The 24,485-nt window shown below is 61.9% G+C and carries 20 protein-coding genes and 3 pseudogenes; 21 read left to right on the top strand and 2 right to left on the bottom strand.

Annotated features, from left to right (window positions below; translation table 11 throughout):
- Positions 1–27 precede the first annotated feature (27 nt).
- The 14 genes and pseudogenes from atpG to PSTAB_RS21010 all read left to right on the top strand — a co-directional run.
- A complete protein-coding gene (atpG, locus tag PSTAB_RS20790; RefSeq protein ID WP_013984544.1) occupies positions 28–894 on the top strand; it encodes a F0F1 ATP synthase subunit gamma in 867 nt (288 codons plus the stop codon).
- Between the two features lie 30 nt (positions 895–924).
- On the top strand, positions 925–2,301 hold the full coding sequence (atpD, locus tag PSTAB_RS20785) for a F0F1 ATP synthase subunit beta (protein ID WP_011915191.1): 1,377 nt from the start codon (positions 925–927) through the stop codon (positions 2,299–2,301).
- 75 nt (positions 2,302–2,376) lie between these two features.
- Positions 2,377–2,805, top strand: coding sequence for a F0F1 ATP synthase subunit epsilon (locus PSTAB_RS20780; protein ID WP_020308359.1), 429 nt, complete (start codon positions 2,377–2,379; stop codon positions 2,803–2,805).
- 143 nt (positions 2,806–2,948) lie between these two features.
- Complete coding sequence (gene glmU / locus PSTAB_RS20775; RefSeq protein ID WP_011915189.1) at positions 2,949–4,307, top strand: bifunctional UDP-N-acetylglucosamine diphosphorylase/glucosamine-1-phosphate N-acetyltransferase GlmU; 1,359 nt, start codon at positions 2,949–2,951, stop codon at positions 4,305–4,307.
- Positions 4,308–4,401: 94 nt separating this feature from the next.
- Positions 4,402–5,013, top strand: coding sequence for a LysE family transporter (locus PSTAB_RS20770; RefSeq protein ID WP_013984542.1), 612 nt, complete (start codon positions 4,402–4,404; stop codon positions 5,011–5,013).
- A gap of 98 nt (positions 5,014–5,111) precedes the next feature.
- Positions 5,112–5,894 carry a DeoR/GlpR family DNA-binding transcription regulator gene (locus tag PSTAB_RS20765; protein WP_013984541.1) on the top strand — a complete coding sequence of 261 codons (783 nt, stop codon included), beginning with the start codon at positions 5,112–5,114 and terminating at the stop codon, positions 5,892–5,894.
- Between the two features lie 2 nt (positions 5,895–5,896).
- Positions 5,897–7,747, top strand: coding sequence for a glutamine--fructose-6-phosphate transaminase (isomerizing) (glmS, locus tag PSTAB_RS20760; protein WP_013984540.1), 1,851 nt, complete (start codon positions 5,897–5,899; stop codon positions 7,745–7,747).
- A gap of 145 nt (positions 7,748–7,892) precedes the next feature.
- Positions 7,893–8,528, top strand: a complete 636-nt coding sequence (locus PSTAB_RS20755; RefSeq protein WP_013984539.1) for a TnsA endonuclease N-terminal domain-containing protein — start codon at positions 7,893–7,895, stop codon at positions 8,526–8,528.
- Positions 8,417–8,719: a TnsA endonuclease C-terminal domain-containing protein gene (locus PSTAB_RS22000; RefSeq protein ID WP_335324195.1), complete on the top strand. Its 303-nt coding sequence runs from the start codon at positions 8,417–8,419 to the stop codon at positions 8,717–8,719. Before PSTAB_RS20755 ends, PSTAB_RS22000 begins: the two co-directional genes overlap by 112 nt.
- 13 nt (positions 8,720–8,732) lie before the next feature.
- Positions 8,733–10,793, top strand: coding sequence for a Mu transposase C-terminal domain-containing protein (locus PSTAB_RS20750; RefSeq protein ID WP_013984538.1), 2,061 nt, complete (start codon positions 8,733–8,735; stop codon positions 10,791–10,793).
- The gene (locus PSTAB_RS20745) at positions 10,786–12,396 is read left to right on the top strand and encodes an ATP-binding protein (RefSeq protein ID WP_013984537.1); all 1,611 of its coding nucleotides are present in this window, start codon (positions 10,786–10,788) and stop codon (positions 12,394–12,396) included. The genes PSTAB_RS20750 and PSTAB_RS20745 overlap by 8 nt, the downstream gene beginning before the upstream one ends.
- A gap of 1 nt (position 12,397) precedes the next feature.
- Complete coding sequence (locus tag PSTAB_RS20740) at positions 12,398–13,900, top strand: TnsD family Tn7-like transposition protein (RefSeq protein ID WP_013984536.1); 1,503 nt, start codon at positions 12,398–12,400, stop codon at positions 13,898–13,900.
- Positions 13,893–15,515, top strand: a complete 1,623-nt coding sequence (locus tag PSTAB_RS20735; RefSeq protein ID WP_013984535.1) for a Tn7-like element transposition protein TnsE — start codon at positions 13,893–13,895, stop codon at positions 15,513–15,515. Before PSTAB_RS20740 ends, PSTAB_RS20735 begins: the two co-directional genes overlap by 8 nt.
- 91 nt (positions 15,516–15,606) lie before the next feature.
- Positions 15,607–15,708, top strand: a pseudogene (locus PSTAB_RS21010) (ATP-binding protein); the annotation flags it as partial.
- 290 nt (positions 15,709–15,998) lie between these two features.
- Here PSTAB_RS21010 and PSTAB_RS21695 read toward each other — a convergent pair.
- A pseudogene (locus tag PSTAB_RS21695) lies at positions 15,999–16,151 on the bottom strand (transposase domain-containing protein); the annotation flags it as partial.
- The gene (locus PSTAB_RS21690; RefSeq protein ID WP_001446199.1) at positions 16,108–16,371 is read right to left on the bottom strand and encodes a transposase; all 264 of its coding nucleotides are present in this window, start codon (positions 16,369–16,371) and stop codon (positions 16,108–16,110) included. The pseudogene PSTAB_RS21695 and the gene PSTAB_RS21690, both read right to left, overlap by 44 nt.
- A 71-nt stretch (positions 16,372–16,442) precedes the next feature.
- Between PSTAB_RS21690 and PSTAB_RS21685 the strand changes: the two genes are divergently transcribed.
- From PSTAB_RS21685 to trxC, 7 genes and pseudogenes are all read left to right on the top strand, one after another.
- A complete protein-coding gene (locus PSTAB_RS21685) occupies positions 16,443–16,649 on the top strand; it encodes a hypothetical protein (RefSeq protein WP_013984532.1) in 207 nt (68 codons plus the stop codon).
- A gap of 213 nt (positions 16,650–16,862) precedes the next feature.
- Positions 16,863–17,144 carry a helix-turn-helix transcriptional regulator gene (locus PSTAB_RS20720; RefSeq protein ID WP_435966891.1) on the top strand — a complete coding sequence of 94 codons (282 nt, stop codon included), beginning with the start codon at positions 16,863–16,865 and terminating at the stop codon, positions 17,142–17,144.
- Between the two features lie 32 nt (positions 17,145–17,176).
- Complete coding sequence (gene hsp20 / locus PSTAB_RS20715; protein WP_013984531.1) at positions 17,177–17,746, top strand: small heat shock protein sHSP20; 570 nt, start codon at positions 17,177–17,179, stop codon at positions 17,744–17,746.
- 95 nt (positions 17,747–17,841) lie between these two features.
- Positions 17,842–20,691, top strand: a complete 2,850-nt coding sequence (gene clpK, locus PSTAB_RS20710; RefSeq protein ID WP_013984530.1) for a heat shock survival AAA family ATPase ClpK — start codon at positions 17,842–17,844, stop codon at positions 20,689–20,691.
- Positions 20,692–20,708: 17 nt separating this feature from the next.
- A pseudogene (gene cls, locus PSTAB_RS20705) lies at positions 20,709–22,139 on the top strand (cardiolipin synthase).
- Positions 22,140–22,166: 27 nt separating this feature from the next.
- On the top strand, positions 22,167–24,047 hold the full coding sequence (gene ftsH, locus PSTAB_RS20700) for an ATP-dependent zinc metalloprotease FtsH (protein WP_013984529.1): 1,881 nt from the start codon (positions 22,167–22,169) through the stop codon (positions 24,045–24,047).
- Positions 24,028–24,483 carry a thioredoxin TrxC gene (trxC, locus tag PSTAB_RS20695; RefSeq protein WP_041771898.1) on the top strand — a complete coding sequence of 152 codons (456 nt, stop codon included), beginning with the start codon at positions 24,028–24,030 and terminating at the stop codon, positions 24,481–24,483. The genes ftsH and trxC overlap by 20 nt, the downstream gene beginning before the upstream one ends.
- Positions 24,484–24,485: the final 2 nt, after the last annotated feature.

The raw sequence follows: 24,485 nt of genomic DNA, 5'->3' as shown, positions 1-24,485 counted from the left end.
CCCGCCTGCTAACCCGATAGGTGTCAAATGGCAGGCGCAAAAGAGATTCGCAGCAAGATTGCGAGCATCAAAAGCACGCAGAAGATCACCAGCGCCATGGAAAAGGTGGCGGTCAGCAAGATGCGCAAGGCACAGATGCGCATGGCTGCCAGCCGCCCTTATGCGGAGCGGATCCGGCAGGTAATCGGCCATCTGGCCGGCGCCAACCCGGAATACCGTCATCCGTTCATGGTGGAGCGTCCGGTCAAGCGTGTCGGCTATATCGTCGTGTCTACTGATCGTGGTCTTTGCGGTGGCTTGAACATCAACCTGTTCAAGGCGCTGATCAAGAACATGAAGGAGTGGCACGATCAGAAGGTCGAAGTCGACCTCTGCGTGATAGGCAACAAGGGCGCAAGCTTCTTCCGCAGCTTCGGCGGCAACGTCGTAGCAGCGATCGGCAACCTCGGCGAAGAGCCATCGATCAACGATCTGATCGGCAGCGTCAAGGTCATGCTGGACGGCTTCCACGAGGGCCGTATCGATCGCTTGTACCTGGTATCCAACAAGTTCATCAACACCATGACCCAGAAGCCGACGCTCGATCAGCTGCTGCCCCTGGCTGCAGACGACAGTGCCGAGCCGGTGAAGAAAGGTCAGTGGGACTACCTCTACGAGCCGGACGCCCAGCAGCTGCTGGATGCCCTGCTGGTTCGTTTCATCGAGTCCCAGGTCTATCAGGCCGTGGTTGAGAACGGCGCAGCCGAACAGGCCGCGCGGATGATTGCCATGAAGAACGCAACCGACAACGCCGGTGAGCTGATCAGCGACCTGCAACTGGTCTACAACAAGGCCCGTCAGGCTGCGATCACTCAGGAAATTTCGGAAATCGTCGGCGGCGCTGCCGCGGTTTAAGAACGGTTCAAATATTCAGAGGAACCAAACATGAGTAGCGGACGTATCGTTCAAATCATCGGCGCCGTTATCGACGTGGAATTTCCGCGCGATCTGGTACCGAACGTCTATGACGCACTGAAAGTTCAGGGCGCCGAGACCACCCTGGAAGTCCAGCAGCAGCTGGGCGACGGCATTGTCCGTACCATCGCCATGGGTTCGACCGAAGGCCTCAAGCGTGGCCTGGACGTCGTCAACACCGGCACCGGTATCTCCGTACCGGTCGGCAAGCAGACCCTGGGTCGCATCATGGACGTCCTGGGTAACCCCATCGACGAAGCCGGCCCGATCGGCGAAGAAGAGCGCTGGACCATCCACCGCGCTGCGCCGTCCTATTCCGAACAGGCTGGCGGCAACGAGCTGCTGGAAACCGGCATCAAGGTTATCGACCTGGTCTGCCCGTTCGCCAAGGGCGGTAAGGTCGGTCTGTTCGGTGGTGCCGGTGTAGGCAAGACCGTAAACATGATGGAGCTGATCCGTAACATCGCGATGGAGCACAGCGGTTACTCCGTGTTCGCCGGTGTGGGTGAGCGTACTCGTGAAGGTAACGACTTCTATCACGAGATGAAGGACTCCAACGTTCTGGACAAGGTGGCCCTGGTCTACGGCCAGATGAACGAGCCGCCAGGAAACCGTCTGCGCGTTGCGCTGACCGGTCTGACCATGGCCGAGAAGTTCCGTGACGAAGGTCGTGACGTTCTGCTGTTCGTCGACAACATCTACCGTTACACCCTCGCCGGTACCGAAGTATCCGCCCTGCTGGGCCGTATGCCTTCGGCGGTAGGTTATCAGCCGACTCTGGCCGAAGAGATGGGCGTTCTGCAGGAGCGCATCACCTCCACCAAGAACGGTTCGATCACCTCCGTGCAGGCCGTATACGTTCCCGCGGACGACCTGACCGACCCGAGCCCGGCAACCACCTTCGCCCACCTCGACGCTACCGTCGTACTGTCGCGTGACATCGCTTCCCTGGGTATCTACCCGGCGGTCGATCCGCTCGACTCGACTTCCCGTCAGCTGGATCCGCTGGTCATCGGCCAGGAGCACTACGACACCGCTCGCGGCGTTCAGTACGTGCTGCAGCGCTACAAGGAGCTGAAGGACATCATCGCGATCCTGGGTATGGACGAGCTGTCCGAGCAGGACAAGCAGCTGGTATCCCGCGCTCGTAAGATCCAGCGCTTCCTGTCCCAGCCGTTCTTCGTGGCCGAAGTCTTCACCGGTTCGCCGGGCAAGTACGTTCCGCTGAAGGAAACCATCCGTGGTTTCTCCGGCATCCTCAATGGCGACTACGACCATCTGCCGGAACAGGCGTTCTACATGGTCGGCAGCATCGACGAAGCCATCGAGAAGGCCAAGAAACTGTAACTGGCGCGCCCGCTTGCGGGCGCCAATCCAGCCTGACCGGCCGCTGCTGGTCGGGCTGATTACCGAGGCATGAACATGGCTATGACAGTCCATTGCGACATCGTCAGTGCGGAAGAAGAGCTGTTCTCGGGGCTGGTGGAAATGGTCATCGCCCACGGAAACCTTGGTGACATCGGCGTCCTGCCGGGTCACGCGCCGCTGCTGACCGATCTCAAGCCCGGTCCGGTGCGGGTGATCAAGCAGGGTGGCGAGGAAGAGATCTTCTACATCTCCGGCGGCTTCATCGAAGTTCAGCCGAACATGGTGAAGGTCCTCGCCGATACCGCTACGCGCGCCAAGGACATCGACGAGGCTGCTGCTCAGGCCGCCGTCAAGGCCGCCGAGAAGGCCCTGCACGAGAAGGGCGCGGATTTCGACTACGGTTCCGCGGCCGCACGTCTGGCCGAGGCCGCAGCTCAGCTGCGTACCATCGAGCAGATGCGCAAGAAGTACGGCCGGCACTGATCGGCTAGCGACTTCATCGCGCACGAGTAAAAGGGTAGCCTTGGCTACCCTTTTTCTTTTTCTGTCATTCGTCGGTAAAGACGCCTTGTACCGCTCGCAACGGGCGAAGCGCGGTCGCACCGATCCCGTTCAGGAATCGCTTCATGTCCCTCGATATCGTCATTCTCGCCGCCGGACAGGGCACCCGCATGCGTTCGGCGCTGCCCAAGGTGCTGCATCCGGTCGCCGGCCAATCCATGCTTGGCCACGTCATCGCCACTGCGCGCGCGCTGCAGCCGCGCAGCATCCAGGTAGTGATCGGCCACGGCGCCGAGCAGGTGCGTCAGCGCCTGGCCGGTGATGATCTCAATTTCGTCGTTCAGGCCGAACAGCTGGGCACCGGTCATGCAGTGGCGCAAGCGCTGCCGCACCTCTCGGCCGAGCGCGTGCTGATTCTCTATGGCGATGTGCCGCTGATCGAAGCCGAGACCCTGCAGCGTCTGCTGCAAAAGGTCGGGCCCGAGCAGCTGGCACTGCTGACGGTGACGCTGGACGACCCGACCGGCTACGGCCGGATCGTCCGTGACGGGCGTGGCGAGGTGCAGGCGATCGTCGAGCACAAGGATGCCAGCGCCGACCAGCGCGCCATCCGCGAAGGCAATACCGGCATCCTTGCCGTGCCCGGTAGCCGCATCGGCGAATGGCTGGGGCGTCTGTCGAACAGCAATGCTCAGGGTGAGTACTACCTGACCGACGTGATTGCCATGGCCGTTGCCGATGGCCTGCGGGTGGCTACCGAGCAGCCGGCGGACGCCATGGAAGTGCAGGGCGCCAACGACCGCATCCAGCTCGCCGAGCTGGAACGTCACTACCAGCTGCGTGCCGCGCGCCGCCTGATGGCGCAGGGCGTGACGCTGCGCGACCCGGCGCGCTTCGATCTGCGTGGCGAGGTCAGCGTGGGCCGTGACGTGCTGATCGACGTCAACGTGGTGCTCGAGGGCAGGGTGGTGATCGAGGACGATGTGCAGATCGGCCCTAACTGCGTGATCAAGGACAGCACCCTGCGCCGTGGCGCGGTCGTCAAGGCCAACTCCCATCTCGAGGGGGCCGTGATGGGCGAGGGCGCCGATTGCGGGCCTTTCGCCCGGCTGCGACCCGGCAGTCTGCTCGGCGCCAAGGCGCATGTGGGCAACTTCGTCGAGATGAAGAATGCGAGCCTCGGCGATGGCGCCAAGGCCGGCCACCTGAGTTATCTGGGTGACGCCGAGATCGGCGCGCGGAGCAACATCGGCGCCGGCACCATCACCTGCAATTACGACGGTGCCAACAAGTTCCGCACGGTGATGGGCGAGGACGTCTTCATCGGCTCCAACAGCTCGCTGGTGGCACCGCTGAATCTGGGCGACGGCGCGACTACCGGTGCAGGCTCGACCATCACCGACGACGTGCCGGCGCATACCCTCGCGCTCGGCCGCGGGCGCCAGCGCAATATCGACGGCTGGCAGCGGCCGACCAAGAAGTGAAACAGGGCCGGCCCGACGAGCTGGCTGTCGGACTCGCCGCCGCCAAGCAAGGGGCTTGCGGCGCCCCGCAGTGGTTCGGCAGAAGGGGAATGGAATGTTCGGTGTGACCGACTACGGCGCCTTCGTGGTGGCCTTCATCATCCTTCTCGCCATTCCCGGGCCGGGCAATCTCGCGCTGATCCTCTCGACCGGCAAGGGTGGAATCCGCGGTGGGCTGGCCTCCACCTTCGGCATCATCTTCGGCGACCAGGTGTTAATGTGGCTTGCGGTCGCCGGCGTTGCCGCGTTGCTCAAGGCCTACCCGACGGCTTTCCATCTGGTGCAGTGGCTGGGGGCCGCCTACCTGATCTGGCTCGGTGCGCGCATGCTGCTGGCCAAGCCGGGCGCCGCACCGACGCTGACCATCCAGCCGCGCCAGTACCTCTGGCAGACGCTGGTGATCACCCTGTTCAATCCCAAGGCCATCGTCTTCTACATGGCATTCTTCCCGCTGTTCATCGATCCCCAGCGCCATCAGGGGTTGGTCACCTTCGCCTTCATGGCGGTCACCATCATGCTGTTGACCTTTCTCTACGGCTTGCTGGTGGTTCTGCTGACCCATCGTCTCGCCGAGCGCATGCGGGCCAATCCGCGAATCGCGCGCGGGCTGGAGAAGCTCGCCGGGCTGTTCCTGGTCGGCTTCGGCGTCAAGCTCACGCTCAACTGAGCGGACGCACGCCTTTCGCTTCGGCCGATGCCACGCTTGCAGGCAGCGAATGCATATGTTTTGATTCGCACCATTAAATTTCGAATCGAAACATAGCAATGTCGAAGCGCAACACACCGCAACGCCGTCATGCCATCCTCGCCCTGCTCACCGAGCGCGGCGAGGTCAGCGTCGACGAGCTGTCCCGGCGCTTCGAAACTTCCGAAGTCACGATCCGCAAGGACCTCGCCGCTCTGGAAAAGAACGGCCTGCTGCTGCGTCGCTACGGTGGTGCGGTGCCACTGCCCCAGGAGCTGATCGGCGACAGCGTGCAGCCCGTCTCGCCCTACAAGCAGGCCATCGCCCGTGCCGCGGTCGGCTGCATCCGCGAGCACGCGCGGATCATCATCGACAGCGGCACCACTACCGCGGCGATGATTCCCCAACTCGGCCACAAGCACGGGCTGGTGGTAATGACCAACTCGCTGAACGTGGTCAATGCCCTGCGCGAACTGGAGCACGAGCCGGTACTGCTGATGACCGGTGGCACCTGGGACCCGCACTCGGAGTCCTTCCAGGGCCAGGTGGCCGAACAGGTACTGCGTTCCTACGACTTCGATCAGCTGTTCATCGGGGCCGACGGCATCGATCTGGAGCGTGGCACCACCACCTTCAACGAGCTGCTAGGGTTATCCCGGGTCATGGCCGATGTCGCGCGGGAGGTCATCGTGCTCGCCGAGGCCGACAAGATCGGCCGGCGCATCCCCAATCTCGAGCTGCCCTGGAGCAGCGTACACACCCTGATTACCGATGAGCGCCTCAGCGACGAGGCGCGCACCAGCATCCTGGCCCGCGGCGTCAAACTGATCTGCGTGGCCGTCGAACCCCATCCGGAGACCTGAGTATGTGTGGCATCGTTGGCGCTGTCGCCGAACGCAACATCACCGCAATTCTTCTCGAAGGCCTCAAGCGCCTGGAATACCGTGGCTATGACAGCGCCGGTGTCGCCGTGCTGAGCGACAGCGGAAGGCTCGAACGGCTGCGTCGCAACGGCAAGGTGGCCGAACTGGAAACGGCTCAGCAGCAGACCCAGCTGGTCGGTCGCCTGGGTATCGCCCACACCCGCTGGGCGACCCACGGCGCGCCCTGCGAGCGCAACGCCCATCCGCATTTCTCCGGTGACGACCTGGCGGTGGTGCACAACGGCATCATCGAGAACCACGAGGCACTGCGCGCCCGGCTGAAGGCGCTGGGGTACGTGTTCCTCTCCGATACCGACACCGAGGTCATCGTCCACCTGTTGCACCACAAGCTCGATGCGCTGGGCGACCTGACCGCCGCGCTGAAGGAAGCGGTCAAGGAACTGCACGGCGCCTATGGCCTGGCAGTGATCAGCGCCAAACAACCGGATCGCCTGCTCGCTGCGCGCAGCGGCAGCCCGCTGGTGATCGGCCTGGGCCTCGGCGAGAACTTCCTCGCATCCGACCAGCTCGCGTTGCGGCAGGTGACCGACCGTTTCATGTATCTGGAAGAAGGCGATATCGCCGAGATTCGCCGCGACGCCGTGCAGGTCTGGGACGTCAATGGCCAGCCGGTGCAGCGCGAGGCCGTGCAGTATCACGAAGGCGCCGAGGCGGCTGACAAGGGCGAGTATCGCCACTTCATGCTCAAGGAAATCCACGAGCAACCCAAGGTCGTGCAGCGCACCCTGGAAGGCCGGCTGGGCGATCGCCAGGTGCTGGTGGAGGCCTTTGGTCCGCAGGCCGGCGAGCTGTTCGCCAGGGTGCGCAACGTGCAGATCGTCGCCTGCGGCACCAGCTATCACGCCGGTATGGTGGCGCGTTACTGGCTGGAAGAGCTGGCCGGTATCCCTTGCCAGGTGGAGGTCGCCAGCGAGTTCCGCTACCGCAAGGTGGTGGTGCAGCCGGACACGCTGTTCGTCACCATTTCCCAGTCCGGCGAGACGGCCGACACCCTGGCGGCCCTGCGCAATGCCAAGCAGCTGGCCAGTGGAGACGGCGGCTATCTGGCCAGCCTGGCCATCTGCAACGTTGGCATCAGCTCGCTGGTGCGCGAGTCGGACCTGACCCTGCTGACCCAGGCCGGGCCGGAGATCGGCGTCGCCTCGACCAAGGCTTTCACCACTCAGCTGGTCGGGCTGATGCTGCTGACCCTGGCACTGGGGCATGTACGCGGCACACTGAGCGTGGCGCGCGAAGCGGAGCTGGTCGACGAGCTGCGGCGCCTGCCGACGCGCCTGGGCGAGGCGCTGGCCATGGATGCCACGGTGGAGAAGATCGCCGAGCATTTCGCCGAGAAGCACCACACGCTGTTCCTCGGCCGCGGCGCGCAGTATCCGGTGGCGATGGAAGGCGCGCTCAAGCTCAAGGAGATCTCCTACATCCACGCCGAGGCCTATCCGGCCGGTGAGCTCAAGCACGGCCCGCTGGCATTGGTCGACGCCGACATGCCGGTGGTGACCGTGGCGCCGAACAACGAACTGCTGGAAAAGCTCAAGTCCAACCTGCAGGAAGTGCGCGCCCGTGGCGGCGAGCTGATCGTCTTCGCTGATCGCGAGGCGGGTTTCGAAAACGGCGAGGGCATCTTCCTTGTGAACATGCCGCATATCCACGATGCGCTGGCGCCGATTCTCTACACCCTGCCGCTGCAGTTGCTGTCGTACTACGTCGCCGTGCTGCGCGGCACCGACGTCGACCAGCCGCGCAACCTGGCCAAGTCGGTTACCGTGGAGTAAGGCACCAGCAGGCTGCGATAGGTGTTGTGGGATGCAAATAAAGGTTCATCCGTACAAATAAAGTTTCATCCTTATAAATAAAGTTTCATCCTGAGCCTGCATCCGCTATGTTGATGTCATCGACACAGCGGGGGCAGGCTTTCTCATGTCTGGAACATTCAAGGGGCTGACCCAGGCCCAGATCGATAGAAGGCTCAAGGACGGGCGTGGCCAAGGCCAGGGATCAGACTACAAGCCGTTCATCTACACCAGGGACGTGTCCTCGCTGGGTCGCTCCCACCGCCTGCCTGGCAGCAAGACCCGGCGTTTACACCATCTTCTATCCGATCTTGAACTGGCCATCTTCCTGACCTTGGATCGGTCTCCCCATGTCACCGATATCCGTGAACAGTTTCCGATGCGGGTCGAAGATACGGTGCGCATCGCCGAGGAGCTTGGCCTGCCCCACGGTCGTTACAAGGGTACCCCGCAGGTACTGACCAGCGACTTTCTGGTGGATTTCGAAGATCCTCAGCGCCCGAGTATCGCGATTCAGGCCAAGTACAGTACCGACCTGCAGAAGCCTGAAGTTATCGAGAGGCTTGAGCTTGAAAGGCGCTACTGGCAGGAAAAAGGTATTCCCTGGGTCATCGTCACGGAGCGCGAGGTATCCAAGGTGGCATTTGCCATATCCAATGGCTCTATCCTGCCCATGCTGAAGACGACATCGCTCAGGACGATATCGCCCATTACCAGCAGCTGTTTCTGCTCGAATTTCAGCGTCACCCAGACCGGAAGCTGACCGCTATTGCCCAAGGACTGGATACCTCCTGCCAACTGGAGGCCGGTCAGGCGCTCTATTGGCTACGCCAGTTGCTGGCCCGGCACTGTTTCCTTTTCGATCTTGACACTCCTTACCGGGAGCTGAAGCCGAAAGACGTGGTTGCCAACTCTCATAAAATGCATCAGGAGCTGAGCAGTGTTGCCCGTTAATCAGGTGTTCCGGATGGGGGAACTGCGAAAGCGCCTGCTCTGGTCAGGTACCGAGCAGGCAATCTGGATCGATATCGATTCGGACACGGCGTTGCCCGAACCGATATCGATTGCAGAGCTGGAGCGTCTGCTCATGGAGCGGGAGCTGGAGAGCATTGCCGATCCCTTCGAGGAGACAGTCCTACGGGAGGTTGAGGAGGGTTCCCTTGATCAGCAGAAGCGTGATGAAGCTTGGGCAATGCTGGCGGATTTTATGCACGATCCCCAGCTTTTCGTGCGGCGCCCCAGAGGGCTCATTGTCAGAGGCATCATGGAGCGCCATGGTGTCACCAATCAGACGGTGTACAGGTTACTGAGGCGCTACTGGCAGCGAGGCATGTGCAGGAATGCCCTCTTGCCGGACTATGTCAACTCGGGCGCCCGTGGCAAGCGCAGAAAGCCGAACCAGGCCAAGCTGGGCAGGCCCAGAGTGGTGATGGAGGGGAAAGGGAGCAATGTCACGCCGGACATCGAGCGCATTTTTCGCCGGGTCATCGAGGAACGCTTGCTCAAGGAAAAACATCCGTCCATTCCTGATGCCTACGCCTCCGGGCTGAACCTGCTCCGTGCTGTTCTGCCGGAGCTGCCGACCTCCGAACTGCCTACATTGGGGCAGTTCCGTTACTTCTATGGGCGCGAATATCACTTCACCGACACCTTGCCACGCAGGGTGTCCGCAGTGGATTTTGCCAAGGACTTCCGACCGCTCAGCAGTACATCGACGACCGAGGCACTGGGGCCCGGATACCGCTACCAGATAGATGCCACCATCGCCGATATCTATCTGGTTTCAGAACATGATCGCAGCCTTATCGTCGGCAGGCCTGTCGTTTACATGGTGATCGACGTGTTCAGCCGCATGGTCGTTGGTATGTACGTCGGATTCGAGGGGCCTTCCTGGGTCAGTGCCATGGTGGCATTGGCCAACACGGTCGCCGACAAGGTTGAGTATTGCCTCCAGTATGGCGTGGAGATCGATGCCAGCGACTGGCCGGTCAAAGGCTTGCCGGATGTGGTGCTGGCCGATAAGGGCGAACTGAATGGCACCAAGGTGGAAGCATTTTCCCAAGCCTTCGGCGTTCGCATCGAGAATGCCCCGGCCAGGCGAGGAGATGCCAAGGGTATCGTCGAGCGTTATTTCCGGACGGTGCAGGAGCGTTTCAAGCCCTATGCCTGCGGTGTGGTCGAGGACAATACCAGCCGGAAGCGGGGTGGCCACGACTACAGGCTTGATGCCAGTCTGACCTTGCCTGAATTCACGAAGATCATCATCGCCGGCATCCTCTACCACAACAACTTCCACACCTTGAGCAAATACGACAGGACCTCTGGTATGCCGGGCGATCTGCCAGCCATCCCGGTCATGCTGTGGAACTGGGGCTTGGCCAACCTGACCGGCCGGTTACGTACTGCGCCCGAGGAGCTGGTGCGGATCAATCTTTTGCCCCATGAGTCGGCCACGGTTTCGGAGCTGGGAATCAGGCTGTTCGGCTGCTTCTACACCTGCCAGGAAGCAATCAGGGAAGGTTGGTTTCACCGAGGCCAGGGGCGCCGGCCGACAGGGGTAACGGTCGCATACGATCCGCGTAGCGCCGACCATATCTACCTGCGGCCGTCCAATAGTCTCAAGGACTACTGGGTTTGCGATCTGGCCGACCGTAGTCGACGCTTCAGGGGGATGACCTTCTGGGATGTCTGGCTGCTGTCCAGAGAGGAACGGCGTAGCGATACCAACGCGGCGGCTGAAGCTTTGGTAGAGAGAGGCAGTCTTCTGAAGCAGATCGAGTCCATCGTTGCCCAGGCAGAGGATGCCAGTCCGGTCAAAACGGGTATGACCACGAAGGATCTGGGAACCCAGATCCGCGAGAACAAGCAGCAGGAAAAGCGCCAGGAACGCCAGAAAACAGCATTCAAACTGGAGAAATCACAGCAGAAAAAGCCAGCCGAGGTGATCCCACTGCGGGGCGAGAAGCAGGAAGATTATGCCTTCCCAGATCTCAGTGACCTGATATTCAAGGAGGAAGAGGATGACTGAAGAATTCCAGCGCGGAGTCATTCCCCTGGCGCGTTACCAGGAGCAGCAGCTTCCTGAGTATCAGGACAATCCGCTCATCAGCGCATTGCCTCCGATTCCTGATCTGCAGGAGGTGGTCGGTCTATTGCAGCAGCTTCCCGGTTTCGAGCCGCAGGAGGCGCTTCTGGATGGTCGGCTCAGGGCACATGCAATTGCCCGCCTGTTGCACGGCTTCTTCCAGCCGCTGAGCCATCACTTGGAGCTGGAGAGCAAGATCAGCCTGATGATCCGTCAAGGGTACATCGGTCGGAATCCGGCCAGTGGTGCCTGGTATGCGCACCTGCAGAATGGCTATCGCCGTGTCGAGGAGGAGGATCTGGATGCGGCGGTGTACCAGAGTGTCTCCTCTACGGCCAACAGCCTGTCGCTGTTCGGCTGCTCCGGTTGCGGCAAGACGCGCACGCTGGAGCGGATTCTGGGCATGTACCCCCAAGCCCTCCATCACCCTGATTACAACATCACTCAACTGGTCTATCTGAAGGTCGACTGCCCAATTGACGGTGACTTGGATGAGCTGTGCCTGAGCTTCTTCAACGAAGTAGACAAGATCCTGGGTACCTACTACAGCCGTAGCCACGGACGCAAGAAGCTGGGTACCAAACGTCTGCTGGCATCCATGTGCCAGGTAGCCAATCTGCACGCGCTCGGAGTGCTGATCATCGACGAGGTTCAGAACCTCAACGAGGCACGCTCCGGTGGTGCCGAAAAAATGCACAATTTCTTCGTGTCGCTGGTGAACACCATCGGTGTTCCGATCATTCAGGTCGGCACCCACCGGGCCAGCAAGTTCTTCCAGCGCACGTTCCGGGCTGCTCGGCGGGTCTCCGGGTTGGGCAGCATCCGCTGGGATAGGTTGCCTCGGGACGAGCATTGGAAGCGTCTGTTGAAGCGGCTCTGGAAGTATCAGTGGCTGCGAAATGCGGCGCCGCTGGATGATGAACTGGAGGCTACGATGTACGACCTCACCCAAGGGGTCATGGACATCATCATCAAGCTGTTCGCGCTGGCGCAGATCCGGGCGATAGTGACAGGTGTCGAGTGCATCAAGCCGCTGTTGCTGCGCAGGGTTTTCGAGGACGAGTTCAAACCGGTCCATCCGATGCTAGCGGCCTTGCGGAGCGGTAGGCCCGAGCTGATCGCCAAATATGACGACCTGCTGATGCCAGAGATCGAGGGACGGTTGCTGGCCCTGACTCGCTCTCTGGATAGCGTCCCCCAACCTAAACCGCCGGCCCCTCCGGCAGATGACAAGGCAAAGCGGCTGGCCGCCCTGCTCGAAGGTATGGAAATCCCGAGGGACATCGCCATTCCCATGGCCGATGAATTGTTGGCGGAGAATCCGGACATCCCGCTGGCGGCCCTGATTCACAAGGCCACGGCCTACCTCGCGCAGGACGCTCCCAAGAGGCCCGGCATTTCCAGAGTTAAGCGGACGGAGTGGGGGTGCCTATCCGAGGAGGATCTGCGCCGACGTTATGCCGATGGGCCTGAAAGCGAGGCCTATGACAGATTCAAGCAGGCCGGCTTGATCCTCGATCTGCGGCCTCTGCTGAGAGCGAGCTGAAATGTACTTCCCCAGGCTCTACCCGGACGAACTGCTTTACAGCGGTATTGCCCGGTGCCGGGTACATCTGGGGATAGGCAACCACAAGACCTTGCTGCACATGCTTTTCGGTGACAGCAAGGTTGCCGCGATTACCGATCTGCCTACACACCTGACTGCGTTGGCGAACAACACGGGCTTGGATGCGGAAGGCATGATCCTGAATCACACGCTGTTCCCGCTCTATGCCCCTTTCATTCCGCCGGAGCGCCGTACCGATCTTTTTCAGGCCATGCTTGCTCCCGACCGGCCGACGATTGGTCTGTCTGGGGCCTCGACGGCCTTGGTCAAGTGGCCCGATTGGCTGCGTTACTGCCCGATCTGCTTTGAAGATATGGCTGCGCGCTACGGTGAACCCTACTGGCGGCGTAGCTGGCAGATTCAAGGGATAGATGCCTGTCCCGAGCATGGCTGTCAGCTCCTGAACTCACCTATCCCGTTCCGTCGAGCGCAGCGGCACGAGTTTCATCCAGCCTCCCCACTGTTTCTTCCACCTGATCTTCACGTGAGTCCTGCGGGCGAGGAGGCTATCAGGCTCGCCAAGGCTGCTATGCAGCTGCTGGCGCTCGAAGAGGTGCAATCGCCTGGCTACGGACGCTGGACCAACCTGTACCGGCACCTGGCAACAGAGTGCGGCGCCAGACGCGGCCGTCAGATCAGGGCTGAAGTCATCTGGGAGAAGATTCTGGCATCCCATCGCAGGGATTGGCTTGCTGCGAACGGTCTGCTGACATCCGGAGAGCCTCCGCCCTGGCTGTTGGCGATATTCAGGAAGCATCGCAAGGGATTCAGTGCGCTGCAGCATCTGATCGTCTGGACCAGCCTGCGCCCTGGCCAGCATGCTGGCGAGCTGATCAGCGAGGCGAAGATTCGCCAGGTCGACCCTGCCTCCGACCGGTCAGTGCAGCTGCTCCCCGCTGAATTTGAGCAAAAGCAGCAATACCGAGCCGTTTGGCTGCAAGCACTGGATAACCACGGTGGCGCCAAGGCAGCCAGGCAAAACGGAGGAGAGGCATGTTACGCCTGGCTCTATCGTCATGACCGAAGCTGGCTGATGGCTGAGAATCAGGCCAGACCGCGCCGACAGGGCAACAACAGCCATGTTGACTGGCAAGCGCGGGACAGAAAGCTGGTACGCCTGCTGATCCGAATTGGCAGAGACAGCGAAGAAGACCGGAGCCTTCCGCGCAGGAGTCGCAACTGGTTCCTGCAGCAGCTACCCCATCGGGCATCAGTCGAGCATCATCTCGCTCAACTGCCCCTGTGCCGCACTTTCCTGGATCGCTATGCCGAGTCTGTCGGGGAATATCAGATCCGTCGCCTGACTGCAGCAATGCTGGAGGATGTACAGACTGGCATAACGTCCAGGCGCTGGGAGCTGGAAAAGCGTTGTGGGTTAGAAAAGAGCAAGATGGCACCTCTGACCACTGAATTCATTCGATTGGTAGGAAGTTGGATTGAATAGGACAGTATTTCGTCAGATCCCGAACGGATCCAGGTTGCTGGCCGTTGGAAATTTTTTCAGGGCCCCGACTTCGGCGGCCGAGTGGCGCTTGGCGGCTCTCTTTGAGCGTAACGGTAAGTTGCAGTTGCAGCGGTTCGCACAGGAGATGTCGTGTGTCTTGGCCGTTGGTCGCGAGTTTCTTGGCGAAGAAGGGGCTCCTTATCGTCCCAGTGGTTTCAAGAAGACGGTGGTGCTTCCTGCAATAGATACCTGGCGGGAACGGCAGTTGGGTGAGTGCCCACGTCTGGCCAGAAGGCTTGCTGCAAATCCTGAGATATCTGGACAGCGATGCTTTGTGTTCGAGGTCAATGGTCTGACCGTCTGGCTGCCGAAATTCGAGCTGGCGCGAAAAATGTTCTTCCACGCTGCCTTCATCGTCCGTGCAGCCTTCGCACCGAATGGCTTGGACATGGCCTTCACGGTCTACAGAGAGGGCGATGTTGTTCATATCCATACGCCCCCGAAGACAGGTGCGCCAAGTCAGCTTCTCAAAATCAAGGGATACAGAGACCATTTCAGTTGGCTGCTGCTGAATCAGGATGTGAAGCGATCCTTCGAGTCAATCTGGCAAAGCCTCAATCAAAGGCAAGAGCGGGTACCGCAAGAGTCGGCGTATGCCAGGTGGCAGTTCGACTTCATGGCACCCCCTTCCCTCGTGGGTACCACCATGGATGTGCGAGGCCCCTTTGATCCGGAAAGCAACGAATTGCTGGTCTGGGAGATCGAAAAGCTTCAGGGGCTCCGGTTTAGCCATCGCGGTGATATTTTTTTCCACCATCCTGCTCTCAAGTTACCCGTCAGGGGAGATAGCACAGGCTGTGTATCCGTGCCATCGGGAGGCAAGGAGCTGGAGGTGGATACTGACGAAGAGCCGACTGCTGCCAAGGAGCAGAGGTTGATTCACCTGCCCGTTGAGGGAGTCACGTTTGATGCTCAGCTGCGCACCAAGATCGCCTACAACGGGGAGCGTGCCAACGCTCATGGCAAGAAGGTCGACGACGAGCAATGCCCGAGCAGAGAAAGTCAACTCTTCGGCGTGGCTGATCCTGTGAGCGAGGGCAGCATAGCGTCAGGAGAATTCCAACAACTGGGTGAGGGAGAGGGTGATGGGGACGAGCATGAACGGCTTGCAGATCGCTTCTCGCTGCTCCGAGAGATTCTTGAACAAATCACTCAAGAGTCTGGAATTGCGTTGGTAGCACTGGAGGTGAAGCCTCTGCCGCCCGTTCCACGTTGCAGCTACCACATGATCGATCACGAAAAATCACGCTGTTATCTGCTGGCAAGGTTCAAGCTGCGAAACGGCGAACAACGCTATCTTCTAGAAATAGATACCTCAGACAACCGGAAGACCATGTCAACGCGGATCATGGGCTTCAAAGCAGGTGTTGAAGCCGAGAAATGCATCGACAAGTTCCTGAGGCAGACAGTGAAAGGTTCGTTGCGCTGGCCGCGCACTATGACGGGCTTCTGTGAGCCTTTGCACTCTGTGCATCACCCGAAAGAAAGCTCATCTGGGGCCAACCATGCCCGGGTGTTCGACTGGAAGCAGCGGATACGCGCGGCCCTAGGCTGATTGCAGAATACACCGCAGTTCGGCTGCGATACATCTTGTCGCGCACTGCGTGCAGCCTCCCCGAAACTGCCCGGAGCCGTGCCAAGGCGATATAGGCCCCTTGGGAGTCGGCAAGACGCATCTGGCCATCGCACTGCGCTATCGGGCGGCGCAGTGCGGCATCAAGACCCGCTTCATCACTGCGGCCGACCTTGGTGCCGCAACTGGGCGCGGACCAGCGTAACCGTCCGGGCATCCCGGCTGGCTTGACCCCGCCAAGCTAAGAGATGGTGGCAGTTCGTGGATGCCGTTTCCCGGGTGCACGCGATCCGAGACCACGCGATCAAGCAGGAAAACGAGCACCTGGGCTTGCCTGACTGACCGCAGGCCGGCGACGACAAGGTGGAAAAGTTCGGCGTGTGGCTCTGGCGGCAACGATCCCGCGAAGGGCGGACGGTGCTTGAGCTGTTGAACGTAAGCATGCGGGCAAACCGTCTTGCGCGACTATGCCGGATGCCACCTATGCGGCAGCAGCTCTGCAATCTCACTCGCCCGCTGCGTCGGCAACCGTGTCAGCACATCCTTGAGATAGGCATACGGATCGTGCCCATTATTACGGGCCGACTGGATCAAACTCATGATCGCAGCAGCGCACTTGAGCATGCGATCCCGCGCCGAGCATTTGAGAAGGCAACGGGATGAACGCTGGCTGGATAGCCGTGGTTTTCTGGGTATGCAGCCGAATCCATTTGTGGACGAGGTTGGCATTGAGGCTGTAGCCCAAGGCGATGTTTGCGATGGAGGCACCGGGTTCAGAACACTCCTGAATGACCTGGGCCTTGAAAGATTTGCTGTAGGTACGGCGCTGAGGGGGCATGGAAAATCCGCTTGATGGGCCATGGCCTTCGGCGGCGGTGTCGGGAAGGTGTGTTGGCCGGACGGATACTGTTGAACTACGTTGTCTGGGGCAACGGAAGTGTTTCGGCCCGACTCTGGAACGCGATCCGCAGCGACGACTGGGCAATTCCGCACATTGGCCTGAGCAGCCTCGGGGAAATCGTCGGCTGGGCGCGCCCAGACGAGTTTCCGCCAAGGAACATGCAGACGAGCAAGGGGCTGCGGGCACTCGGCTATAACGTGAGGATCGGTGTTTGATCGAGGCGCCTGTGGCACACGCAGGCTAGCCAAGCTAGGCTCTGTCCATGGCCGGATCGGGCCGCCCCGCTGCGCCTTGCCTGAGCATTTGACCTGCATCAATGGGGCGGCAGAACGCTGTGCATTGACCCTTGAGTTTTTCCTGAAAGGCGCAATGTCTTGCAAGAATTTCCTTGGCCGGAACCGCAAAGCGGCGCGGTTGGAGAGGGTGAAATGAAAGCGCACCTGCAGGTGATTTTCACGCTCGATGAATTGGCAGCGTACTTGAAAGTCGGCAAGCGGACGCTTTATCGGCTCGCGCGCACGGGGAAATTCCGGCTTTCAAGGCGGGCGGGACGTGGCGGTTTCGTCAAAGCGAAATCGATCAGTGGATCAATGATCAGACCCAAGCCGGGGAAAAGAAGGAGGTGGTGCGCAGAGATGAGCAGCAGTCATCGGAACATCCCGTATCGCCTGGGCGCGCTGTCCGTCGCAGCAGGCGAAAGGATTGAGTGATTCTTCATTTTTCTTTTTTCTGGAGGTGTGACATGGATATTGATTTCAAGAAGTTGGCTCCCTGGAACTGGTTCAAAAAAGAGCAGGAGGAGCAGCAAACCGTCTCTTCACTGCCAGTGCAACGCAATGACCTACCGGCGGCGAGCGGGCCAGTCAGCCCGATCCTGCAACTGCATCGCGAGATCGACCGGCTGTTCGATGATGCGTTCCGGGGCTTCGGCTTTCCGGCGCTGGCCATGCCGCGGCTGCCATCCGATTGGTCGGGCATGCTGAAGCCGGCCCTGGACATCCAGGAAACCGACAAGCAGTACAAGATTGCCCTGGAAGTGCCCGGTGTCGAGGAGAAGGACATCCAGATCACCCTCGACAACGACGTGCTGATGGTGCGTGGCGAGAAGCGCCAGGAACAGGAGAAGAAGGAAGGTGGCTTCCACCGTGTGGAGCGCTCCTACGGCAGCTTTCAGCGTGCCTTGAACCTGCCTGACGACGCCAACCAGGATTCGATCAAGGCATCGTTCAAGAACGGGGTGCTCACGGTCACGATCGACAAGCGCGAGGTCAGCGCGCCGAAGCAGGGACGCTCGATCCCGATCAACGGCTGACGTCGCCGGCTCGTTCGTCACAAGAAAAACCCGGCACGAGACGAGGTGTCGCGGCTCGCGATGCCTCGTGCCTCAACCTTCTCAGGAGCATCAGCATGGCCAGAAAACAATGCCAGGTCTGCGGCCAACCCGCCACCGTGCGGGTGGAAGCCAATCTCAACGGTCGTCACAGCACCATGCTGTTGTGCGACGACCATTACCGCCAACTGGTGCGCCAGCAAAAGCGCACCGTCTCGCCGCTGGAAGCCTTGTTCGGCTCGCGCAGCGGCCTGTTCGAGGACTTCCTCGGCAGTGACTTCTTCCGCATCGGCGACGACGCGACGCCCTTTGCCGCCGATACCGATGACGTGGTCGATTCCGTGTTTGGCGAACCCGCCGCCGCAGGTTCGGGTGCACCGCGCCGGCGCGGCAGTGGGCTGGCCAGCCGCATCAGCGAACAGTCGGAAGCCCTGCTGCAAGAGGCCGCCAAACACGCTGCCGAATTTGGCCGCTCCGAGGTGGATACCGAACATCTGCTGCTGGCGCTGGCCGACAGCGACGTGGTCAAGACCATCCTGGGTCAGTTCAAAATCAAGGTCGATGACCTCAAGCGGCAGATCGAGTCCGAGGCCAAGCGCGGGGACAAGCCGTTCGAGGGCGAGATCGGCGTGTCGCCGCGCGTGAAGGATGCGCTCAGCCGCGCCTTCGTGGCCTCCAATGAACTCGGCCATTCCTATGTCGGTCCGGAGCATTTCCTGATCGGTCTGACCGAGGAAGGCGAAGGGCTGGCCGCCAACCTGCTACGCCGCTACGGCCTGACGCCGCAGGCGCTGCGCCAGCAGGTAAGCAAGGTGGTCGGCAAAGGGGCCGAGGATGGCCGCGCCGAGACGCCGACCAACACGCCCGAGCTGGATAAATACTCGCGCGACCTCACCAAGATGGCGCGCGACGGCAAGCTCGACCCGGTGATCGGCCGCGCGCAGGAGATCGAGACCACCATCGAGGTGCTGGCCCGGCGCAAGAAGAACAACCCGGTGCTGATCGGCGAGCCGGGCGTGGGCAAGACCGCCATCGTCGAGGGGCTGGCGCAGCGCATGGTGGCGGGCGAAGTGCCCGAGACGTTGCGCGACAAGCGCCTGGTGGAACTCAACATCAACGCCATGGTGGCTGGCGCCAAGTACCGCGGCGAGTTCGAGGAGCGCGTGCAGAAGGTGCTCAAGGAAGTGACCGAGCACCAGGGCGAGATGATTCTCTTCATTGATGAGGTGCATACCATCGTCGGTGCCGGCCAGGGTGGCGGCGAAGGCGGGCTGGACGTGGCCAACGTGTTCAAGCCGATGATGGCGCGCGGCGAACTGAACCTGATCGGCGCCACCACGCTTAACGAGTATCAGAAGTACATCGAGAAGGACGCCGCGCTGGAGCGTCGCTTCCAGCCGGTGATGGTGCCCGAGCCGACGGTAGCGCAGACCATGATGATCCTGCGCGGCCTGCGCGACACCTTCGAGGCGCACCACAAGGTCAGCATCACCGAGGATGCGATCATCGCCGCCGCCGAGTTGTCGGACCGCTACATCACCGCGCGCTTTTTGCCTGACAAGGCCATCGACTTGCTCGACCAGGCGGCCGCACGCGTGAAACTGTCGGCCACAGCCCGCCCGGTGGCGGTGCAAGAGCTGGAGTCCGAACTGCACCAACTGCGGCGTGAGCAGGACTATATGGCCTCGCGCAAGCAGTACGACAAGGCCGCAGAGCTCGGCAAGCGCATCGAAGCCAAGGAGGCCGAGCTCAAGAAGCTGATCGAGGACTGGGAGCGGGAGCGGGCCTCCGGCAGTGCCGAAGTCAAGGCCGAGCACGTGGCCCAGATCGTTTCGCGCCTGACCGGTATCCCGGTCAACGAGTTGACGGTGGAAGAGCGCGAAAAGCTGCTGCACTTGGAGCAACGGCTGCACGAGCGCCTGGTGGGACAAGACGAGGCGGTCCGTGCCGTGGCCGATGCCGTGCGGCTGTCTCGCGCCGGTCTGCGCGAAGGCAGCAAGCCGGTGGCTACCTTCCTGTTCCTGGGCCCGACCGGGGTGGGCAAGACCGAGCTCGCCAAGGCATTGGCCGAATCAATCTACGGCGATGAGCACGCCCTGTTGCGCATCGACATGTCGGAATATGGTGAACGCCACACCGTGGCGCGGCTGGTGGGCGCGCCTCCGGGCTATGTCGGTTACGACGAAGGCGGTCAGCTCACCGAGAAGGTCCGTCGCAAGCCCTACAGCGTGCTGCTGCTCGACGAGATCGAGAAGGCACACCCCGACGTCTACAACATCCTGCTGCAGGTGTTCGATGACGGCCGCCTCACCGACGGCAAGGGCCGGGTGGTGGATTTCACCAACACCATCATCATCGCCACGTCCAACCTGGGTTCGGACATCATCCAGCGACGGCTGAAGGCGCGCGGGGCGGCCGGCGAGGAGTACGAAAAGACCAAGGCCGAGGTGATGGACGTGCTGCGCGGCCACTTCCGTCCCGAGTTCATCAACCGCATCGACGAGATCATCGTCTTCCATGCGCTGGGCAAGGAGGAGATTCGCCACATCGTCGGCCTGCAGCTCGATCGCGTGGCACGCAGCGCCGCCAGCCAGGGCGTGACGCTCAGATTCGATCAGACCCTGATCGATCATTTCGCGGAAGAAGGCTACAAGCCGGAGTTCGGTGCGCGTGAACTCAAGCGCCTGATCCGCAGCGAGCTGGAAACCGCGCTGGCACGCGAGATGCTCGGCGGCGGAATCGGCAAGGGCGATCACGCCAGCGCACGCTGGGACGACAAGGCCGAACGCGTGGTGTTCGAACGCCATGAGTCACCGCAGACTCCGGCCGAGCCAGAGCAGCCGGATGCCGCGAAGGCGGCCGAGGCGCCGCATGGCGACGCGGGTAAGGGCTCGCGCAAGAAGAAGTCGGCGAGCGACGCGTCTTAATGTTGGGAGAGGCTGCCGTGTCCGATCCCATCGGCCTGGCATGGGCAGCCTCCCTGGCCTCGATCGCGGTGGCGGTCGTGGCCGCGGGTCACGCGGTCGTCTACAAGCGTGATCCGCGGTCGGCCACGCTCTGGGTGCTGCTGATCGGGATGCTGCCGCTGCTCGGATCGCTGTTGTACCTGCTGTTCGGCATCAACCGCTACCAGCGACGGGCACGACGGCTTTACCCGAGCGCCAGCCATCCAACCCGGGCGACCGGCCCGGCGCAGGGAGACGACGCGCAGCCGGCGGCGCTTGCCGGTCTGGCTGCATTGGTCGGCCGCACCACTGGCCAGCCGCTGACGCGTGGCAACCGTATCGATCCGTTGGTGGGTGGCGAACAGGCCTACCCGACCATGCTCGCCGCCATCGAGTCGGCCCGACACAGCATCTTGCTGGCCTCCTACATCTTTGACGGCGTGGGTATCGGCGAGCAGTTCGTCGATGCCCTGAACCGGGCGCGTGCGCGTGGCGTACAGGTACGGGTGTTGATCGACGATGTCTACGCCCGATGGGCGCGTCACAGCGCCTACAAGCGATTGCAGCGTTGCGGCGTGACGGTTGCCGCTTTCAACCCGACGCTGATCCCTGCCCGTCTGCATGCAGTGCACCTGCGCAACCACCGCAAGCTGCTGGTGATCGACGGCGCGTTGGGCTTCACCGGCGGCATGAACATCGCCTGTCCCTATTGGCAGCCCGATGCACCCGCGCAGGCTTTTCGTGATCTGCATTTTCGGCTGCGAGGGCCGGTAGTGGTGCAGCTCATGCACTGTTTCACCTAGGATTGGTGCGACACCACGGGCGAGCAGCTCGATGAGCGTTTCTGGGCCAATGAGCCCATGTCAGTCGAGGAGGCTGGAGGCAGTCTGGCGCGAGGCATCGAGGCCGGTCCCGATGAAACCCTGGACCGCATGCGGTGGATCTTCACGGGCGCGCTGAGCGCGGCGCGACATTCGGTGCGCATCTGGACGCCTTACTTCGTGCCCGATCAGCCAATCATCGCCGCCTTGAACACAGCCGCTTTGCGGGGGGTACGCATCGAGGTGCTGACGCCTGCCAATGGTGATCACCCGGGCGTGCAGTGGGCCGCGCGCGCCCATTACTGGCAGGTGATGGAACATGGTGCCCGCATTTTTGAGCGCCCCGGGCCTTTCGATCACACCAAATTGATGCTGGTCGATGGTCTCTGGTGCTGCCTGGGGTCAGCCAACTGGGACGCGCGCAGCCTACGGCTCAACTTCGAGTTCAACGTTGAAGTCTATGACACTGCACTGTGCACGCAGCTGGAGGCGCTGTTCGACGGGGTCCGCAATGCATCGGTACCGGTGTTGCCCAGGATGCTGCGGGAGCGCCCGCTGGCGGTGCGATTGCGCGATGGCTTGGCACGCCTGTTCACACCCATTCTCTAACGACAGTTTGTCGAGGAGCAACGCGTCATGGAAAAGAAGAATCAATGGAACACCGGCTACTGGATCGTCGCCGTATTGCTGCTGCTGACGCTGCAGAACTACTGGCAAACGGCAAAGACCGTCGAGCCCGTGCCCTACAGCGAGTTCGAGAAGGCGCTGGCCGAGGGTCGAGTGGCGGAAGTGCTGGTGTCGGATCGCAGCGTGACCGGGCGTCTGAAGTCGCCGGACAGCCGGGGCAAAACGACGATCGTGGCGACCCGGGTCGAACCCGATCTTGCCGATCGCCTGTCGAAGTACGACGTGCCCTATGCCCGCGTGGTGGAGAGCACCTGGCTGCGCGATGTGTTGTCGTGGATCCTGCCGGCGGTGGCTTTCTTCGGCGTCTGGTTCTTCCTGTTCCGCCGCTTCGCCGAGAAGCAGGGCATGGGCGGGTTCCTCAGCATCGGCAAGAGCCGCGCCAAGGTGTTCATGGAGAAAAACACCGGTGTGACCTTTGCCGATGTGGCCGGCGTCGATGAGGCCAAGGCGGAGCTGGTCGAAATCGTCGATTTCCTGAAGAACCCGCAGGACTATGGTCGTCTTGGGGCGCGCATTCCGAAGGGCGTGCTGCTGGTCGGTCCGCCCGGCACCGGCAAGACCTTGTTGGCCAAGGCTGTGGCGGGTGAAGCGGGCGTACCGTTTTTCTCCATTTCGGGTTCGGAATTTGTCGAGATGTTCGTCGGGGTGGGCGCGGCGCGCGTGCGCGACCTGTTCGAGCAGGCACGCGGCCAGGCGCCGGCGATCATCTTCATCGACGAACTGGATGCGCTGGGCCGGGCGCGGGGTGTCGGAGGCCCCATCGGCAGCCATGACGAGCGCGAGCAGACGCTCAACCAGTTGCTGACCGAGTTGGACGGCTTCGATGCCTCCGTGGGGCTCATCATTCTGGCCGCGACCAACCGCCCTGAAATCCTCGATCAGGCGCTCTTGCGCGCCGGCCGCTTCGATCGCCAGGTGCTGGTGGACCGACCCGACAAGAAGGGCCGGCTCGACATCCTGAAGGTGCATGTCAAGAAAGTCACGCTGGCACCCGAGGTCGACCTCGAACAGGTGGCCGCGCTGACCACCGGCTTCTCGGGCGCGGATCTGGCCAATCTGGTCAACGAGGCGGCGCTGGCCGCAACCCGCCGCCGCGCGCAGGCCGTGGAGCTGCAGGACTTCACTGCCGCCATCGAGCGCATCGTGGCCGGCCTGGAAAAGAAAAACCGCGTGCTCAACCCCAAAGAGCGCGAGACCGTGGCCTATCACGAGATGGGCCATGCGCTGGTGGCGCTGGCGCTGCCGGGCACTGACCCGGTGCACAAGATTTCCATCATCCCGCGTGGCATCGGCGCCTTGGGTTACACCCTGCAGCGTCCGACCGAAGATCGTTTCCTGATGACGCGCAGGGATCTGGAACACAAGATCGCCGTGCTTCTGGGCGGACGCGCGGCCGAGAAGCTGGTGTTTGGCGAACTCTCCACGGGGGCGGCCGACGACCTGTCGCGGGCCACCGACATCGCCCGCGACATGATCACTCGCTTCGGCATGGACGAAGGCTTGGGTTACATCGCCTTCGAAGCGCAGCGACCGCGCTTCCTCGACACGCCCGAGTTGGCCAGCGGTGGCTGCCGGGTGGCCGAATCGACCCAGGCGCGCATCGATCAGGCCATCCGCGACATCGTGATGGGCGTGTTCGAGTGCGCCTACGGGATTCTCGATGCCAATCGTGCGGTGCTGGAGCGCTGTGCTCGCGAGCTCCTGGCGCGGGAAACGCTGGATGAAGCCGATATCCGTCGCCTGACCGAGGGGCTCCAGCGCGCCACCTCGGCTACGGCGGCCGAGCCGGCCCCCCCCGCATCTACAACCCATCCCGGAGTCTCGACATGAGCGACAGCCTGCACATGTTTGCCCGCATTGCCAATCCGTCAACCGCGTACCGGCGGCCAAACTCGCCGACCAACCGAACTGCGGCCGTTGCCAGCAACCTTTGTTCACGGGCGCGCCCATCGAGCTGACCACGGCGACATTCACGCGCCACGTGGAGCGCAGCGACATTCCTCTGCTGGTCGATTTCTGGGCCCCCTGGTGCGGCCCCTGCAAGATGATGGCGCCGCAGTTCCAGCAGGACGCGCGCCTGCTGGAACCCAAGGTACGGCTGGCCAAGGTCGACACCGAGGCAGAGCCTCAATTGGCCACCCGCTTCGGCATCCGCAGCATTCCGACCCTGGCGCTGTTCCGGGGCGGGCGGGAGATCGCGCGTCAGGCCGGCGCCATGGGGGCAAAGGACATCGTGCGCTGGGCATCCTCGGCTGTGGTGAGTTGAGG

The organism is Stutzerimonas stutzeri (genome assembly GCF_000219605.1).
GTDB classification, from domain to species: Bacteria; Pseudomonadota; Gammaproteobacteria; order Pseudomonadales; family Pseudomonadaceae; genus Stutzerimonas; species Stutzerimonas stutzeri.
The sequence above is the reverse complement of the archived record's forward strand: the minus strand, read 5'-3'. Positions and strand labels throughout refer to the sequence as shown.